At 42.9% G+C, this 16,321-nt stretch carries 11 protein-coding genes; all 11 read left to right on the top strand.

What is annotated here, in order from left to right:
* Positions 1-24 precede the first annotated feature (24 nt).
* Positions 25-738, top strand: a complete 714-nt coding sequence (locus CW749_RS16305) for a TetR/AcrR family transcriptional regulator (protein WP_101113327.1) — start codon at positions 25-27, stop codon at positions 736-738.
* A gap of 3 nt (positions 739-741) precedes the next feature.
* Positions 742-2,052: an HlyD family secretion protein gene (locus tag CW749_RS16300; RefSeq protein ID WP_101113326.1), complete on the top strand. Its 1,311-nt coding sequence runs from the start codon at positions 742-744 to the stop codon at positions 2,050-2,052.
* On the top strand, positions 2,049-5,153 hold the full coding sequence (locus CW749_RS16295; protein WP_101113325.1) for an efflux RND transporter permease subunit: 3,105 nt from the start codon (positions 2,049-2,051) through the stop codon (positions 5,151-5,153). The genes CW749_RS16300 and CW749_RS16295 overlap by 4 nt, the downstream gene beginning before the upstream one ends.
* A gap of 309 nt (positions 5,154-5,462) precedes the next feature.
* Positions 5,463-6,263, top strand: coding sequence for an SH3 domain-containing protein (locus CW749_RS16290; protein WP_180958428.1), 801 nt, complete (start codon positions 5,463-5,465; stop codon positions 6,261-6,263).
* A gap of 154 nt (positions 6,264-6,417) precedes the next feature.
* Positions 6,418-6,942, top strand: coding sequence for a phosphatase PAP2 family protein (locus CW749_RS16285; protein WP_101113323.1), 525 nt, complete (start codon positions 6,418-6,420; stop codon positions 6,940-6,942).
* 15 nt (positions 6,943-6,957) lie between these two features.
* Positions 6,958-8,010: an MJ1255/VC2487 family glycosyltransferase gene (locus tag CW749_RS16280; RefSeq protein ID WP_101113322.1), complete on the top strand. Its 1,053-nt coding sequence runs from the start codon at positions 6,958-6,960 to the stop codon at positions 8,008-8,010.
* 414 nt (positions 8,011-8,424) lie between these two features.
* Complete coding sequence (gene leuO / locus CW749_RS16275) at positions 8,425-9,384, top strand: transcriptional regulator LeuO (RefSeq protein WP_101113321.1); 960 nt, start codon at positions 8,425-8,427, stop codon at positions 9,382-9,384.
* Between the two features lie 336 nt (positions 9,385-9,720).
* Positions 9,721-11,529 carry a long-chain fatty acid--CoA ligase gene (locus CW749_RS16270; protein WP_101113320.1) on the top strand — a complete coding sequence of 603 codons (1,809 nt, stop codon included), beginning with the start codon at positions 9,721-9,723 and terminating at the stop codon, positions 11,527-11,529.
* A 413-nt stretch (positions 11,530-11,942) separates the two neighbouring features.
* Positions 11,943-13,664 carry an acetolactate synthase 3 large subunit gene (locus CW749_RS16265; RefSeq protein WP_101113319.1) on the top strand — a complete coding sequence of 574 codons (1,722 nt, stop codon included), beginning with the start codon at positions 11,943-11,945 and terminating at the stop codon, positions 13,662-13,664.
* Between the two features lies 1 nt (position 13,665).
* The gene (ilvN, locus tag CW749_RS16260; protein WP_101113318.1) at positions 13,666-14,160 is read left to right on the top strand and encodes an acetolactate synthase small subunit; all 495 of its coding nucleotides are present in this window, start codon (positions 13,666-13,668) and stop codon (positions 14,158-14,160) included.
* A 212-nt stretch (positions 14,161-14,372) separates the two neighbouring features.
* The gene (locus tag CW749_RS16255; RefSeq protein WP_101113317.1) at positions 14,373-16,247 is read left to right on the top strand and encodes a sensor domain-containing diguanylate cyclase; all 1,875 of its coding nucleotides are present in this window, start codon (positions 14,373-14,375) and stop codon (positions 16,245-16,247) included.
* Positions 16,248-16,321: the final 74 nt, after the last annotated feature.

The raw sequence follows: 16,321 nt of genomic DNA, 5'->3' as shown, positions 1-16,321 counted from the left end.
GGATGATTAATTCTGGAGATTGAAATGAGCCGAAAAGTTGGGCGTCCCGCCGAAAAGACTGATGCCAGAGAAAAGCTTATTTTAGAAGCAAGGAGACTTTTTACCTTGCATCCTTATGAAAAAGTATCGACCCGTTTATTGTCTGAGAATGCTGGCGTCAACATGGCAATGATTCGATATTACTTTGGTAGTAAAGATGGGTTATTTGAAACCATGCTGAGAGAAACACTGGCACCCATGAAAAATCACATAAGCAATATTGCCGAGCAAGGAAGTGGCAATGGTTGTAGAGGTGACAAAGACCGTGCAAGTGATCATAGCGGTGAATGTAGTAAGAGTAGCAGTAGTGATTTCACTGGCATAATGAAAACCTACTACAGCATGATGGTGAAAAACCCAGATTTCCCACGGTTGGTTGCCAGAATCATGATGATGGATGAAGGAGCCGTCCAGCGTCAGATGATGGAAAAGGTATTTATGGAAATCGCGATGCCTGCCCAGAAGCTCATTTTCCAATCGATGCAAAACAACGGTGTGATAAGAGATGACCTTGACCCTATGCTGTGTAAGGTAAGTTACATCAGTTTAATGGTATTCCCATTTATCGCCCCTCCTCAGCTTTTAAAAATACACGATGTCACATTGGATGAAGATTTTCTTGCTAGGTTGTTAGAGCACAACCTGCAACTATTGTCCCGTGGCTTTTTATCCTCCCACCTTGAAGATCACAAGGAGTAATCGATGGCGTTTAACCGTAAATTACTGTTCTTTCCGGCGTTAGCTGTCGGTATCGTTATTCTTATTCTCGCTGTAAAACTTAAACCCACTCCTCCGACAAAGCCGGCAGGCGATCGTGCTCGATTGGTCGAAACCATGCCGCTTGAATTGAAGGCAATGGCACCCGTGGTGATCGGTTTTGGCAAAGTCACGCCTAAATTGGAATGGAAAGCTATCGCGGAGGTATCTGGCAAAGTGGTGTACAGGCACCCTCAATTGGAAAAGGGACGAATGTTGCCTGCTGGAACGGAAATTCTAAGAATCGATCCTCTGGATTACGAATTAAAACTGGCACAGACCGAAGCCGATCTAAGTTCAAGTAAAACCCAGTTAGCGAAACTCGATCTTGAAAAAATCAATTTAACCAACACGTTAAAGATCGAAGAAAACCGACTGGCAATAAGCAAAACGGAATTAAACCGTAAGAAAAATTTGCGAAAGAAAGGACTCACATCTCAGTCGGATGTGGATCAACAAACTCAGTCTTATTTATCTCAGCAAAAACTCGTTCAAGACATGCGAAATCAACTTGCTCTTTTTCCCGATGAACGCAAAGTGGCATTAGCGCAAGTGAAAGTAAATGAAGCAAGACTGGACGAAGCCCAACGCTCTTTAGATAAAACGTCGGTTGTTTTGCCTGAAAATCTACGTATCGCGGAAGTCGACATCGAGCAAGATCAAGTCGTCAATTTGCAACAAACGATGATCGTTGCTCATGGTGTCACGACGATGGAAGTGGAAGCGCAATTGCCTCTTCACGATATGAGAACGCTAGTTTCTAGCCTCAGTACTTTCAATAAGGATGAGTATGGAAACCCAATACCAGCTACAGAAGAGATACGGGCGAGCATTGAGTTAACCAGCGGAAGCCTAGCTGCCAATTGGGACGCTAAAGTGGCTCGAGTCAGTGAAACCGTCGACCCTAATCAGGCAACGGTAGGCGTGATTTTAGAGATAGACCAAGACTATCGCCAGTTAAAGCCTCAGAACTCCCCTCCATTAGTGAATGGCATGTTCGTCAAGGCGGAAATTATTGGTCAAGAAAACCCAAGCTGGGTGATCCCTGAGCGAGCGCTGCATGGCAATCGAATTTATATTAAAGATGAGCACAATAAGCTGCGGATTAAAAACGTAACAGTACTCTACCGCCGTGATAACCAAGTGATTGTAGATGGCAACCTCGAACAAGGTGAAGCGCTGATTTTGAACGATTTGCTCCCAGCGATTGAAGGGATGCAACTCAAGACAGCGGAAACGGCGGAGGCATTGGAATGATTCGGTTTTTTGCTAGGCACCCCACTGCCGCTAATTTGTTGATGTTGGGCTTTTTGATTATAGGAATTACGTCATTACCCAAGTTAAAACGCGAGACATTTCCTGAATTTTCTCCACCCTATATTATGGCAGGCGTGGCCTACCCAGGGGCTTCTCCACAAGAAGTGGAGGAAAGCTTGTGTGTGCGAATGGAAGATGCTGTTGATGGGCTCGCCAATATTGAAGAAACTCGTTGCGAAGCGGTAGAGGGCTCAGCGCGATTGATTCTTAAGCTGAATGAAAAGGCGGATATCGGCCGAATGCTGGTGGATGTTCAAACCCAGATCAATTCGATCAATGATTTCTCTGATGAGATTGAATCACCTGTGGTAAGGGAAATGGATTGGAATGAGCCTGTGGTGGATGTTGCTATAACAGCCAACACCACTTGGCCAGAGCTTAAAGCCTATGCCGAGCAGCTTAAACGTATTTTGAAGCTTGATTATGACGTTTCGTTGGTCGATGTAAGCGGTTTTTCTGATCACCAATACCGAGTGGAACTAGATACCATCGCCATACGACAATTAGGGCTAAGCGTTGGTGATATTGCAGAGCAAATTGGCAGACAGAACGTCAAGCTTCCTAGTGGGAATATCGAAACACCAGATAAAAACTTCCTTATCCGTTTTGACGAGCGGAGCATCACACCTAACGAACTGAGCCAGATCGTCGTTGGTTCGGCGCCTAATGGTAGTGTTATCAGGCTAGCTGATATTGCATCAATTACCGACAGATTTGAGTTAGATGAACAAAAAGTGTTGTTTGATGGTCAACCGTCTGCCGTTCTGAAAATCAGTAAAAATAAAGAAGATGATGCATTAAGAATCAAAGATCAGGTTGCTGAATTTGTTGAAGCGCAGAGAGCGGTTGCTCCCGATGGTGTAACACTGGAATTGACCAACGATCTCTCTTCTGTTTTGTGGGATCGACTCAGCATGATGCTCTCCAACGGTTGGCAAGGGATCGTGTTGGTGTTTGCAACAATGTGGCTGTTCTTTAGCTTTCGTTACTCATTTTGGGTGGCTGCGGGTTTGCCTGTCGCTTTCTTGGGCGGCATGTTCTTAATGGCAAACTTAGGGCTTTCAATTAACATCATGTCTCTCGTTGGGCTGTTGATGGCGATTGGTATCATGATGGATGACGCTATCGTAATAGCAGAATCCATCGCTTCGCATTTGGATCGTGGGCAAAGTGTTGATGAAGCCGTGTATAACGGTGTACGTAAAGTCTTTCCTGGTGTGTTGTCCTCCTTTCTAACGACGATCTGCATCTTTGGTAGCTTACTGTTTCTTGAGGGAGAAATGGGTGCAGTGCTCCGTGCGGTGCCTCAAGTACTCATTTTGGTTTTGTGCTTAAGCCTTGCAGAAGCATTCTTGATTCTGCCAAATCATTTGTCCCATTCGTTGCACAAGCAAAAAAATGATCGCCCACCCTTAAAATTCAAGCGAGTACTGCTTGAACGTTTTGAGAGTTTCCGTAACAACCAATTGGTATCTGCTGTGACCAAAGTGGTGGAGTGGCGATATGCCTTTTTAGGAGGAGTATTGGCGACGTTGTTGGCATCAGTTGCCATGTTGGCTGGTGGTGTAGTGAAGTTTGTGCCGTTTCCTGATTTAGATGGTGACATTGCAGAGGCACGCATCATTCTTCCCCCAGGAGCGTCATTAAGCCAAACAGAGGCGGTCGTTGAGCATATTGTACTCGCGGCAGAGAAGTTGAACCGAGATTGGAGCGAACGGGTTGAAGGTGGAAGAACTTTAGTTCAGCACGTCACCAGTAGTTACAACGTCAATGCCGATGCAGACGAAGCTGGCCCGCACTTGGCTACGGTACGGCTAGACCTTTTAGGGGCGGAGTCACGCAATACTCTGATTGATGAGTTTGTTGATGCATGGCGTAATGAAGTGGGAGAGCTTGCTCAGCCTGTGTCACTGGTGTTCAAACAACCTACGATGGGACCTGGCGGTCGGGCGATAGAAATTCGAGCCAAACATGATGACCTGTCGGCACTAAAATCGGCATCGATTGAAATGCAAAGCTATCTCAATGAGTTTGATGGCGTGCATGGTGTGTTAGATGATATGAGACTCGGCAAAGAAGAAATACTAGTGAAACTGCGTCAGGGAGCGGAAACTTTTGGGGTTAACGGGCAAATGATAGCGGGTCAATTGCGTTCTGCTTTTTTTGGTCAAACCGCCGACGAGATTCAAATAGGTGTAGAAAACATAAAGATCGACGTTCAGCTTGATAAAAAGCAGGCTGGCGATCTGCAGCAGCTCGCGAATTTCCCCATCATAAAGTCGGATGGCTCTCAAATTCCGCTAGGGGCTATCGCCACATTAGATTTCCAACGTAATTATGTACGAATCCAGCGAGTAGATGGTTTGAGAACGATCAGTGTTTACGGTGACGTAGATAATTCAAAAGCCAGTTCATCAGAGATCATTACTCAGTTCCAAAAAGAAGAAGCGCCCAAGTTAATGGCGAAGTACCCAGGGCTAAGATTTGACTTCGAAGGTGAGGCAGAAGATGCAGCCAAAACCGGTAGCTCAATTGCAAGTGGGTTCTTACTCGGTCTATTTGGTGTATTTATTATTCTGAGTTACCAGTTCCGCAGTTACATGGAACCGTTTGTGGTAATGGTGGCGATACCCTTGGCGTTAATTGGGGTCATCTGGGGGCACTTCTTGCTAGGGCATTCTTTAAGTATGCCAAGCATCATGGGTTTTGTTTCATTGGCTGGGATTGTTGTGAATGACTCTATTCTTCTGGTCCAATACATACGTCATCATGTTGATGAAGGTGATTCTGTGTACGAATCGGTGGTAAAAGCCAGTCGGGAGCGTTTTCGAGCAGTATTCTTGACGTCCATTACCACCGCAGCAGGGCTATTACCGTTACTGACAGAAACGAGCCTTCAAGCACAAGTGATACAACCACTGGTAATTTCCATTGTATTTGGCATATTTGCCTCTACACTATTGGTGCTGTTTATGATTCCTGCTGCGTATGCAGTACTAGCAGATTTTGGATTGGTACGTAAGCACCAAGAAATCCACTAACGAAAGAATCATAAAGTATTCATGCAAAAGCAATAAGGGGGAAAGAATCCCCCTTTCGTCGTGATTTGACTCTAAAAATAATAATTTTGATGTTTGTTACACTTGAATATCAATAGTATGTAAATACACCATATGCATATGTTACGATGGCTTATCTAAATGCATATCAAATCAGTTGCTCATTGGTTTTACAACAATTCTTCGCTTGGCTGGCAAAGGACGAAAAGCATGAGTGTTGATCCCAAGAGATGCGTATTGAAGCAAGTAACACTTAGCTTGCCGAACAGAAAATATAAGGACCCAATATCAATGTCATGGCAGAAACGCAAAATTCAATTACGCCCACTTTCCATTAAAAGTCTTATCGGGTGTGCAGGATTGATCCTGCTGACAGGATGTCAAAGTACCGGAACAGATTCGAATGCAGCTTCTGCTAACAAAGTGTCTGGTAGTACAAGTTCAGGTTTGGTTAGTACGCAGCTAGACGAGTTTTTTGGTCAGGAAGCGCGAGATCAGTTCTTAAAGCAATCCATTGAAGCACTGGAATCTCAAAATACCAGTGAGTGGCAAGGCATTGATTCGTCCAATAGCGCAAAGTGGCTTATAAAAGTAGCCACTCCAGAAGTGCAATCCATTGAAGTTCACTACCCAGTTGAAGAAGCGGTAGATACTGCGCAAACTTTAACGTTTGTTGGTTTGACACATGAAACGACAACTGCACTAAATTTAAGAACGGGTCCGAGACAATCCAGCCAAAAAATTGGTCAGCTACAAAAAGGTGAAGCCTTCAATGTACTTGCTCAGGCAAGTGGAAAACCTTGGGTTTTGGTTGAGCAAGAGGGTGATGTTCGCGGATACGTGCATCATGACTACATTAAGCCAGCAGGTCCAAAGCAAGATTTAATTGTTTCTAAAGTTGGGATCCAAAAACACTTAGAGACAGAAAAAGAAACATCTGTGTTAGCCGGCAGCTACGTTTGCCGAGATTTGCAATACTCTTTCTCTCGCGATGAGAAAGTACAGTTTGGCGAATTTACAGCGTGCCAGAAGCAGCAAGGCTCTTGGTATATTGAAGAAGGCAGTGCCCGAATTGTCAAAGCATCAAACTAAGTTGGTGTGACTTGTTAACTAAGGGGGAAGCGCTCGTTTCCCCTATCAAACTCTTCTCTTTCTCATTGTCATCGAAATACAAACATCTCGTCACTTAGCTGTCACCTGTTTCACCTAATTTCTAATCAGGAAATAGGAAAAGAGGGAATGGGCTATGCGTGCGATCGAACCCATTGCCAGATTCGATCTGGCATTTTCAAGCTTTTGCTTACAACACCGTTTTAACTTACAAGTAGCAAGAATCAGCAAAGCTGTTTCTCGGAGTGGCGATGGGCATTTCTATGCCGTACTTGGCATTGTGCTTTGGTTGTTCGATTCAATGTCAGGAGGGGAGTTTCTTGCCGCAGGATTGATGGCATTTGCAATTGAGCTTCCCATTTATTGGGTATTAAAAAATAGCTTTAAGCGACGACGCCCTCAAGAGTTAAGTAATCTGCTCACCGCTTTTATCACACCTTCTGATCGTTACAGCTTACCGTCGGGGCATACCACGGCTGCATTTGTAATGGCGACTCTGATAGGGGAGTTCTACCCCAGTTTCTATCTACTAGCCGTTATATGGGCATCATTTATTGGGCTTTCTCGCATTCTTTTAGGCGTTCATTTTATTACAGACGTGGTTATCGGAGCTGGGCTTGGTCTTGTATGTGCTAAAGCCGCGCTGCTGGTTTTGAGTTAGAGGATACGTTGGATCATGAAAATTCTTTACGGTGTTCAAGGTACGGGGAACGGCCATATTGCGAGAGCAAGAGCGATGGCCAAAGCATTTGAAGAACAGAATATCGATGTGGACTTTCTGTTTTCTGGACGAGATAAAGACAAATATTTTTCCATGGAGTCTTTTGGTAATTATCAAACCAGAAATGGGATGAGCTTTATCACCAAAAATGGAAAAATTAATCTTACGCAAACCGTACTTCAAAACAGTTTACTCAATATAAAAAAAGAAATTGATGAGTTAGACCTGAGTGGGTACGACGTAGTGATCAATGATTTTGAACCCGTATCGGCTTGGGCGGCCAAAAAGCAAAATGTGCCTTGTATTGGGCTTAGCCACCAAAACGCGTTTCGTTATCAGGTACCCATCAAGGACTCTCGTTGGTTTGATCACTGGATAATTCATTATTTTGCGCCAACAAGTATTCCTATCGGGCTGCACTGGTATCATTTTGACCAACAAATTTTACCTCCTATTGTTCATACAACTTCTGGCTTACCTGAAGACGTAGGTGCATCCATATTGGTATATCTGCCATTTGAGTCCTTAGGTGATATTCAAGAATTACTTGATAGATTTGGTCATCAGCACTTTGATTGTTATCACCCAGGTGTTGAGCAAGTCCATGTGTTGGAAAACATCACTTTTCATCCTCTTTCTCATGAGAGATTTCAAAGTAGCTTGAAATCGTGTTCCGGAGTGATCGCTAATGGTGGTTTTGAGTTACCTTCAGAAGCGCTAACACTAGGGAAAAAACTGTTACTAAAACCGCTAAAAGGTCAATTTGAACAGCAAAGTAACGTTGCCACCTTAGAGCACTTAGGGCTGGCGTCGGCGATGGACTACCTTGACCCTACCGCTGTGCGCAATTGGCTCGATGAACAAAGTGCTGAAAAAGTGATCTACCCAGATGTGGCAGCTTCAATAGTGAATTGGATAATGCAGGGGCGATGGGATTGCGTTCAAGAATTGTGGTCTTTGCTTTGGGATCAGGTGGATTACCCCAGTTATGCGACGATTCAAGGCTAGGCAGGCGCAGTAAACTCTCGTCGAACCAAGTATCTTGGTGTCACTTGAGTACGTACGTTAATGGGAGGAGAAGTATAATAATGCCCACTAAGATGTCTCTTCTCGTTAACAATTCAGTTCGAATACCAGAACCTTTTCTGTGTCATTTTTGCGACAGCTCCCTCTCAATTATTATAAAAAGAATCGTTTTAGCTTTTTTTATACCACTTGTATCCTATTGATTAGTAAGACCAAATCATTAAACAGACTAAAAAATGATAATTTAATATTAAACCACTTGTCCTACCCATGGTATTTGGGGATATTCTTGAAAAGAGCGAAAGCATTAGTGCAGTAAATACCAATCAAAGGCTTTCGAATAACCAAGGCTAATGCCTATTTTAATAGAACTATTGATAAGTGAGAGGCAACCCAATGTCGAATAGGATTGAAGCAAGTCAAGCTGTAGCAGGTTATCGAATGGAATCGACATTACGTGGAGTGGACCTAAATTTACTCACCGTCTTTGATGCAGTAATGCAAGAGCAAAATATCACCCGTGCAGCGCACAATTTAGGTATGTCACAACCTGCTGTGAGTAACGCCGTGTCGCGTTTAAAGAATATGTTTGATGATGAATTATTCATGAGACATGGGCGAGGAATTCAACCCACACAACGTGCTCGTCAGCTATTTGGTCCTGTGAGACAAGCACTCCAGTTGATCCGCAATGAGTTACCGGGATCAGTGTTTAATCCAAAAACATCGTCTCGTCTTTTCCGTCTCGCAATAAGCAGCCCTTGTGATGTTCGATTTGCACCTGCAATCATGAGTACTATTGCTAAGCAAGCACCTGTGATTCAGTTGCAAATGGAGTCTGATGTTGATAACGAATTAGCAGAAAAAATGCGCTTTCAAGAAGTGGATTTTGTTATCAATTACGAACGTTTCGAAGAAGCGGGCTATTCGAGCACAGAAGTCTTTAGTGATGAATTGGTTGTTGTAGCATCGTCTTCTCATCCGCGCATTGGTAACGATATTTCTATAGAAGAACTTCAGTCAGAAATGCATGCGACTTTATCAAAAGTGAATGGTGTACGCTGCTTCTCAGAGCAAGCCTATAAGAATTTAGATTGCCGCAGCGCATATCAAGGAACAAGCTTAAGCAATATTCTCTACGTTGTAAGCCAATCTGAATTGATTTCAATTGCACCAAAATGGTTAGTTGAAAACGCAGTGAACTTGCCAAACCTGAAAGTATTGGATCTCCCCATGCCAAACAAATCAATTTCGGGTTACTTAAGCTGGCATGAATCGAGTGAGAAAGATAAAGCACATATCTGGATGCGCGATCAGTTAATGATGATTTGCGGTGAAACCGTCGCAATTCGTTAAAGAAAATGACGTAATACGCCGGCATTGTCCGGCGTTTTTTTTATCTAAATTTTGGAGTTGAAAGAGAAGACAAAGTGTGGGGTATGTGCAGGATATGAGTTTTTACAATTAATGTGGCAAAGCTTGGTCTACATCAGTTGCCTTTTTTAATCGCGCTTGTAAACTTGGGCGGCTTATTCAGCTTACATGTGTTTACTCAAAATACCATGCGGTCGACGAAATAACACATGATTCAGCTAAGCTGCAAAAAACGTAGCTGGCGAAATGGCAAAAGGAGATGCCATTCATCCGAGCCTAAGTTAGGAAACAGAGGCGCTGTTAGAGGTAAATAAAGACATGTTGAATAAAGACTTTCACATCGTAAAGTGCATTCGAGAGCGAATTGCACAAGGCGGAGCCAAAACAGCGCTCAAACACAAAGTCTCGGACAAATGGGAAAGCATCAGTTGGAAATCATTTGGTGAGCAAGTTGATTCGCTTTCTCTCGCGCTATTGTCACAGGGTATCGATGTCCAAGATAAAGTGGGCATCTACTCCAATAATATGCCTGAGTGGACAATTGCGGATATTGGCACGTTACAACTTCGCTGCGTTACCGTTCCTATTTATCCAACAAATACCGCCGCTCAAGCTGCATATATCTTAGACAATGCCGACGTAAAAGTTCTGTTTGTTGGTGAACAAGAACAATACGACGCCGCTCTCTCAATATTTGAGCAGTGCGCACAGCTTGAGCTTATCGTTGCCATGTCGAAAGACATTAAGATTGTAGAAGGGGCTAACAGCCTGAGTTGGGAGGCATTCATGTCTCTGGGGCGAGAGCATGCGAGTGATGAACTTGGTCAACGACTAGACGATATCGATCTCGATGATCTAACAACCCTTATCTACACTTCTGGTACAACTGGTCAGCCAAAAGGCGTGATGCTGACTTATTCGAACATAGCGGCGCAACTTGAAGGGCATGACCGTCGACTAGGCTTGACGCCAAAAGACGTATCACTGTGTTTTCTTCCTTTATCGCACGTATTTGAGCGAGCTTGGACATTTTATGTGCTTTATAAGGGAGCAGTGAACTGCTACCTAAAAGACACCATGCAAGTGCGAGAAGCGCTTGGGGACATTCGCCCTACGGTTATGTGCGCCGTCCCAAGGTTTTACGAGAAAATATTCTCTGCTATCCACGAAAAGGTATCCAAAGCGCCTGTCATTCGAAAGGTGCTCTTTACTTGGGCTGTCAACATGGGCGCAAAAATGGCAGAGTGCAAGCGCACCAATACCCAGCCTTCGTTCATGTTAAAACGTAGCCACAAACTGGCCGATAAATTGGTTTTAAGTAAACTCCGTGCATTGCTTGGTGGAAACATCAATTTTATGCCGTGTGGTGGTGCCAAGTTAGATGAAACCATAGGTCGCTTTTTCCACGCCATTGGCATCAATGTAAAACTCGGATATGGCATGACTGAAACAACGGCAACAATCTCGTGTTGGGCGGATGGTTCGTTTGATCCGGATTCTATCGGTACATCAATGCCGGGTGCTCAAGTGAAAATAGGTGAGAACAATGAAATTTTAGTTCGTGGACCTATGGTTATGAAAGGGTATTACAAACTACCGGAAGAAACGGCTAAAACGTTTGATGAGCATGGTTTTCTAAAAACGGGTGATGCCGGAACATTTGATGATAAAGGCAATTTATTCATTACCGACAGAATCAAAGAGCTAATGAAAACATCTGGTGGCAAATACATAGCGCCTCAAATGATCGAAGGTGCCATCGGGAAAGATCACTTTATTGAACAGATTGCGATAATAGCGGATACACGAAAATTTGTGTCAGCTTTGATCGTACCTTGTTTTGATTCCTTAGAAGAATACGCTAAAGAACTGAATATTAAATACCAAGATAGAATGGAGCTCATCAAGCATTCTCAAGTCGTTGAAATGTTCGAAAGCCGCCTTGCCGAACTTCAAAATGAATTGGCGAAGTTTGAGCAAGTGAAAAAATTCACATTGCTTCCAAAAGCATTTTCTATGGATTCTGGTGAGCTAACCCCAACACAGAAACTTCGTCGAAAAGTGATTAACGATCGATACCAAGACGAAATCGAAGAAATGTATACAGAGTTTCCAAATAAAAAGTAATTATGCGTTACTTTTCTTTCAAAAATAGCCTGCAGTTTTGCAGGCTTTTTTGATGCCATAAAGTTTGTATCTCAGAGCTGAGAAACACGATTTGTTACAAGTGTAAAAAATTTTCGATTTAAATTTGTGTGATTAAAGGATTTATATTTTTCAATATTACAATTTTATAACCTAATAGACTGATATTAGGTTGTTGTACAACATATTGACAAAAAAGCGCTAAATACACGATTAGACAGCCAGATTCATTTGGATGTAAAGTTCAAATGTGATCTTTTTATTGGTTATGACTGATAAAGAGTACATAGATGAAAAATTGGAAGTATTTCGAATAGGCTACGAATAAGCCCTAGACTATGTGACATCAAACTCAGCAGTTGACCTTACTGCAAGGTGTTTGATAAGGAGAAAATATGGCGATGTTGTCCGGCGCAGAGATGATTGTGCAATCTCTGATTGAAGAGCAAGTAGAACAAATCTTCGGCTACCCAGGTGGTTCCGTACTTGATATTTACGATGCTCTGCATGCAAAAACTGAACAAATCAAACACGTATTAGTACGACATGAGCAAGCCGCTACGCATATGGCTGATGGTTATACTCGCTCTACCGGTAAACCCGGTGTGGTACTGGTATGTTCTGGTCCTGGTGCTACCAATACCGTGACAGGTATTGCGACGGCATACATGGACTCTATCCCAATGATCGTTATTTCAGGTAATGTACCAAACAACCTGATAGGAAATGATGCCTTTCAGGAATGCGACATTGTTGGTGTTTCTCGTCCCATCGTAAAACACAGCTTTCTAGTGAAGAAAGCAGAAGATATCCCAGAAACCATCAAAAAGGCGTTTTATATTGCGACGACTGGGCGACCTGGCCCTGTGGTTATTGACCTGCCGAAAGATGTTCTGAATCCTCAAATCAAGCTTCCGTATAGCTACCCAAAAACAATAGGAATGCGTTCCTACAAGCCAACGACTTCTGGTCATAAAGGGCAGATCAAGAAGGCTCTTAAAGCACTATTAGAGGCTAAGAAACCAGTCCTTTACATTGGCGGTGGTGCGGTTATTTCTGAAGCGCATGAGCATATATTTAAGCTGACTGAGGCATTGAATTTACCTGTCGTTAGTACGCTAATGGGGCTGGGCGCGTTTCCGGGGACACACAAGAATGCACTCGGTATGCTGGGAATGCATGGGCATTATGAAGCCAATATGGCGATGCACAATGCTGACTTAATTTTTGGTGTAGGTGTACGTTTTGATGATCGTACGACCAACAACCTTGAGAAATATTGCCCCAACGCCAAAATAATGCACATTGATATCGATCCGTCGTCTATCTCTAAAAATGTGAAAGTGGATTTACCCATTGTAGGTTCAGCAGAGAAAGTGCTGGAAACCATGGTTAAATTGCTTGTTGAACAAGATAAATCCAATGATGAAGCTGCGTTAGAGCAATGGTGGAGCGAGATTAAAGTATGGCAAGACAAAAACTGCCTCGCGTATGAAAAGTCACCAGAATGTATTAAGCCTCAAGAGGTCATTGAAACTCTGCATAAGCTTACAAATGGGGATGCCTTTGTAGCATCGGACGTTGGTCAGCATCAAATGTTTGCAGCGCTTTACTATCCGTTTAATAAGCCACGTCGCTGGATCAATTCCGGTGGTTTGGGAACCATGGGCTTTGGTCTGCCTGCTGGAATGGGAGTGAAATTTGCCAATCCGGATGAAGAAGTCGTTGTGGTAACGGGTGATGGTAGTATTCAGATGAATATCCAAGAGCTTTCTACAGCGCTTCAATACGGCATTCCAGTCAAAATTATTAACCTAAATAACCGATTCCTTGGCATGGTTAAGCAGTGGCAAGACATCATTTATCAAGGTCGTCATTCTAACTCCTATATGAGTTCTGTTCCCGATTTTGCAGCAATCGCAGAGGCTTATGGTCACGTTGGTATTCGTATCTCTTCTCCAGACGAACTGGAGTCAGGCTTGCAAAAAGCACTGGATATGAAAGACCGATTGGTATTTGTCGACATCAGTGTCGATGAGACTGAGCATGTATACCCAATGCAAATTAAAGGCGAGGGTATGGATAAGATGTGGCTAAGCAAGACGGAGAGAACTTAATATGAGACATATACTTTCACTACTACTGGAAAACCAGCCGGGTGCTTTGTCTCGAGTTGTGGGATTGTTTTCTCAGCGCGGGTACAACATTGAATCGCTGACGGTTTCACCTACAGATGATGAGACGTTATCTCGTTTGAACATCACAACCACTTCAAGTGAAATGCAATTGGAACAAATTCAAAAGCAATTGCACAAATTGATCGATGTTCTGAAGGTTCAAGAAGTTACTGATCTTGAACACGTAGAAAGAGAGCTCATGTTAATTAAGGTGAAAGCCGACGGCTTTGCACGTGCAGAAGTTAAACGGACTGCGGATATCTTCCGGGGTCAAATCGTAGATGTCACGGCCTCTCAGTACACGGTTCAGATGGCAGGAACAAGTGAAAAATTAGACGCATTTATCAACGCGTTGACGGAAGTAACGGAAGTTATTGAAGTCGCTCGAAGCGGTGTTGTCGGAATTGCGCGAGGTAAGCATTCGCTGAAAGCGTAACCAATTGTATCTTTGAGGCAAGCCACTTCTTTAGAGAAGTGGCTTTTTTGTTATATTGCACCTTCTAAAGGTAGTCTGATCTCATAACTTTTTATTGTTTGTATAAAAATCAAGCGGATCTAACCTGTTTATAGAGTTTGGTTATATACTTGCAGACAGCGTATTTTCGTTTCGTCGTGTAATGATTCGGTTATTGGTTTTTGAGGTCATCTGTGAAAGTAAAAAATCTTGTTATTTACATTGCTCTCACATGCCTCATTCTGTCTTCTGGCGCTGCGCTTATGTACCACAAGCGATACAATCAATTAGTGGATCAACATATCGATCAGTTGATTAGCCAATCCCAGCATCAGATGGCTTTTTCTGAGCGAGAACTCAACGAGATAGAGGTTCAGCTGCGTGCGACTATGGAACTTCTACGGGGTAATCGTTTCTTATACGACTATGTCGAATATCCTATTCAAAGTCGACGAGTGTTGGTTGAAGAGCTTTGGATGTCGATAGCATCGAGCCAGCAATGGTTTAAAAGTATTTATTACATGGATAACAAAGGAAAGGAATCTATCGCCGTTGATTTTTCTTTCCAAGCAAGTAGTGCTCAGGCTAGACATCATTTAGCAGATCATCAAAATACTCCTCTCTTTCAATTCTCAGAGTCCTTAAACGCCAACGATATTGCCAGTTATGGATTAACGATCCGAGCTATGGAGCATGTCGAAGAATCCAGTTTCAGCCCAGTTCTTGAAATAGTCACTCCCATTTACTCTTTAGGGGAGCGTGCTGGCTACCTAGTTTTCGTATTGGATGTTTGGTTTTTGATGTCAGTGATCGAATATTCACCCAGTTCGCAACTAATGCCAGAAGTCGTCACCAAAGATGGGGACTATTTAGTGAGTAAAGATCGTCAGAAACTTTTTGGCTTTCTAATACCTGAAAGACAGAAATACAATCTTGCGGTGACTCATCCAGAAGCTTGGCAGAAAATAAAGAACAGTAGACGTGGTCACGCCATTGAGGATGGCAATCTATTGGTTTTCTACCAAGTCGAATTCTTTAAAGAAGGCGAAGTTAAGCTGCTTATAGAAGTGAAACAAGAACAGCTTGAGGCAGGCATTAAGCTGCAAACGTCCAATTTAATGAAGCAGTTTACTTATGTATTAGTATGGATTTTCTTATTTGCCATTCCGACTGCGTATTTTATTTACCTGTATAAGAAGCGTAACTTAGAAAGTAAGTTAGCCATTGCCGCTTTGCATGGCATGTCGGCGGTAATCATTGCGGATAAACGTCATCGCATTATTCAAGTGAATACAGAGTTTGAGAATTTGTCGGGCTTTACAAATAATGAGCTTGTTGGGCGGAACGCACTCAAATTGTTATGTGGTAAACACAGTAATGATCAGATCATTGAAATAGCGGAAGGGTTGAAAGACTTTGGGTTTTGGGAAGGAGAATTAGAGAATAACAAATCCTGCGGTGATATTTTTATTAGCCTAACTCGAATTCAATCGATTGATTCTGAAAATGCTCGTTCGAAATATTACATTCTTTCGCTGTTTGATATTACAGAACGCAAACACCTTGAAGAGCAGTTACGTCAGCTGAGTGAGAAAGATGCGCTCACGGGATGTTGGAATCGAAGGAAGTTTGATCAAGAGTTGTTTAAACAAACTCGGTTGGTCGAGCGCTACTCTTCCCCATCTTGTTTGGTATTAGTGGATATCGATCATTTCAAACGCGTAAACGATCAGTTTGGTCATGATGAGGGTGATAGGGTTATCCAAAGTGTTGCGAATTCTATGGAAGGACAATTAAGAGAAACAGACTTTTTAGCTCGAATTGGTGGTGAAGAATTTGCCATTATTTTACCGAATACACAGGTTGAACAAGCAGAAGTACTGATGAATCGACTGAGAGTCTCTATAGAGCTGGAACCTTCTAACCGAGTAACGGTGAGTGCAGGTGTAACAGATGTGTGCAGCGATACAAAACGTTCTTATAAATGCGCGGATATAGCACTGTACGAATCAAAAACTCAGGGGCGGAATAAGGTATCAGTGTGTTTGAGTAACGATGAAATTGCTTAACAAAGCGAAATCGATACATAAGAATTTTGAGTGAAAAACAAATAAAAACGCTGAGCCATGGCTCAGCGTTTTTT

The sequence above is a fragment of the Vibrio sp. vnigr-6D03 genome, assembly GCF_002835515.1.
Classification (GTDB): Bacteria; Pseudomonadota; Gammaproteobacteria; order Enterobacterales; family Vibrionaceae; genus Vibrio; species Vibrio penaeicida.
This window is presented reverse-complemented; position numbering and strand designations above follow the sequence as displayed.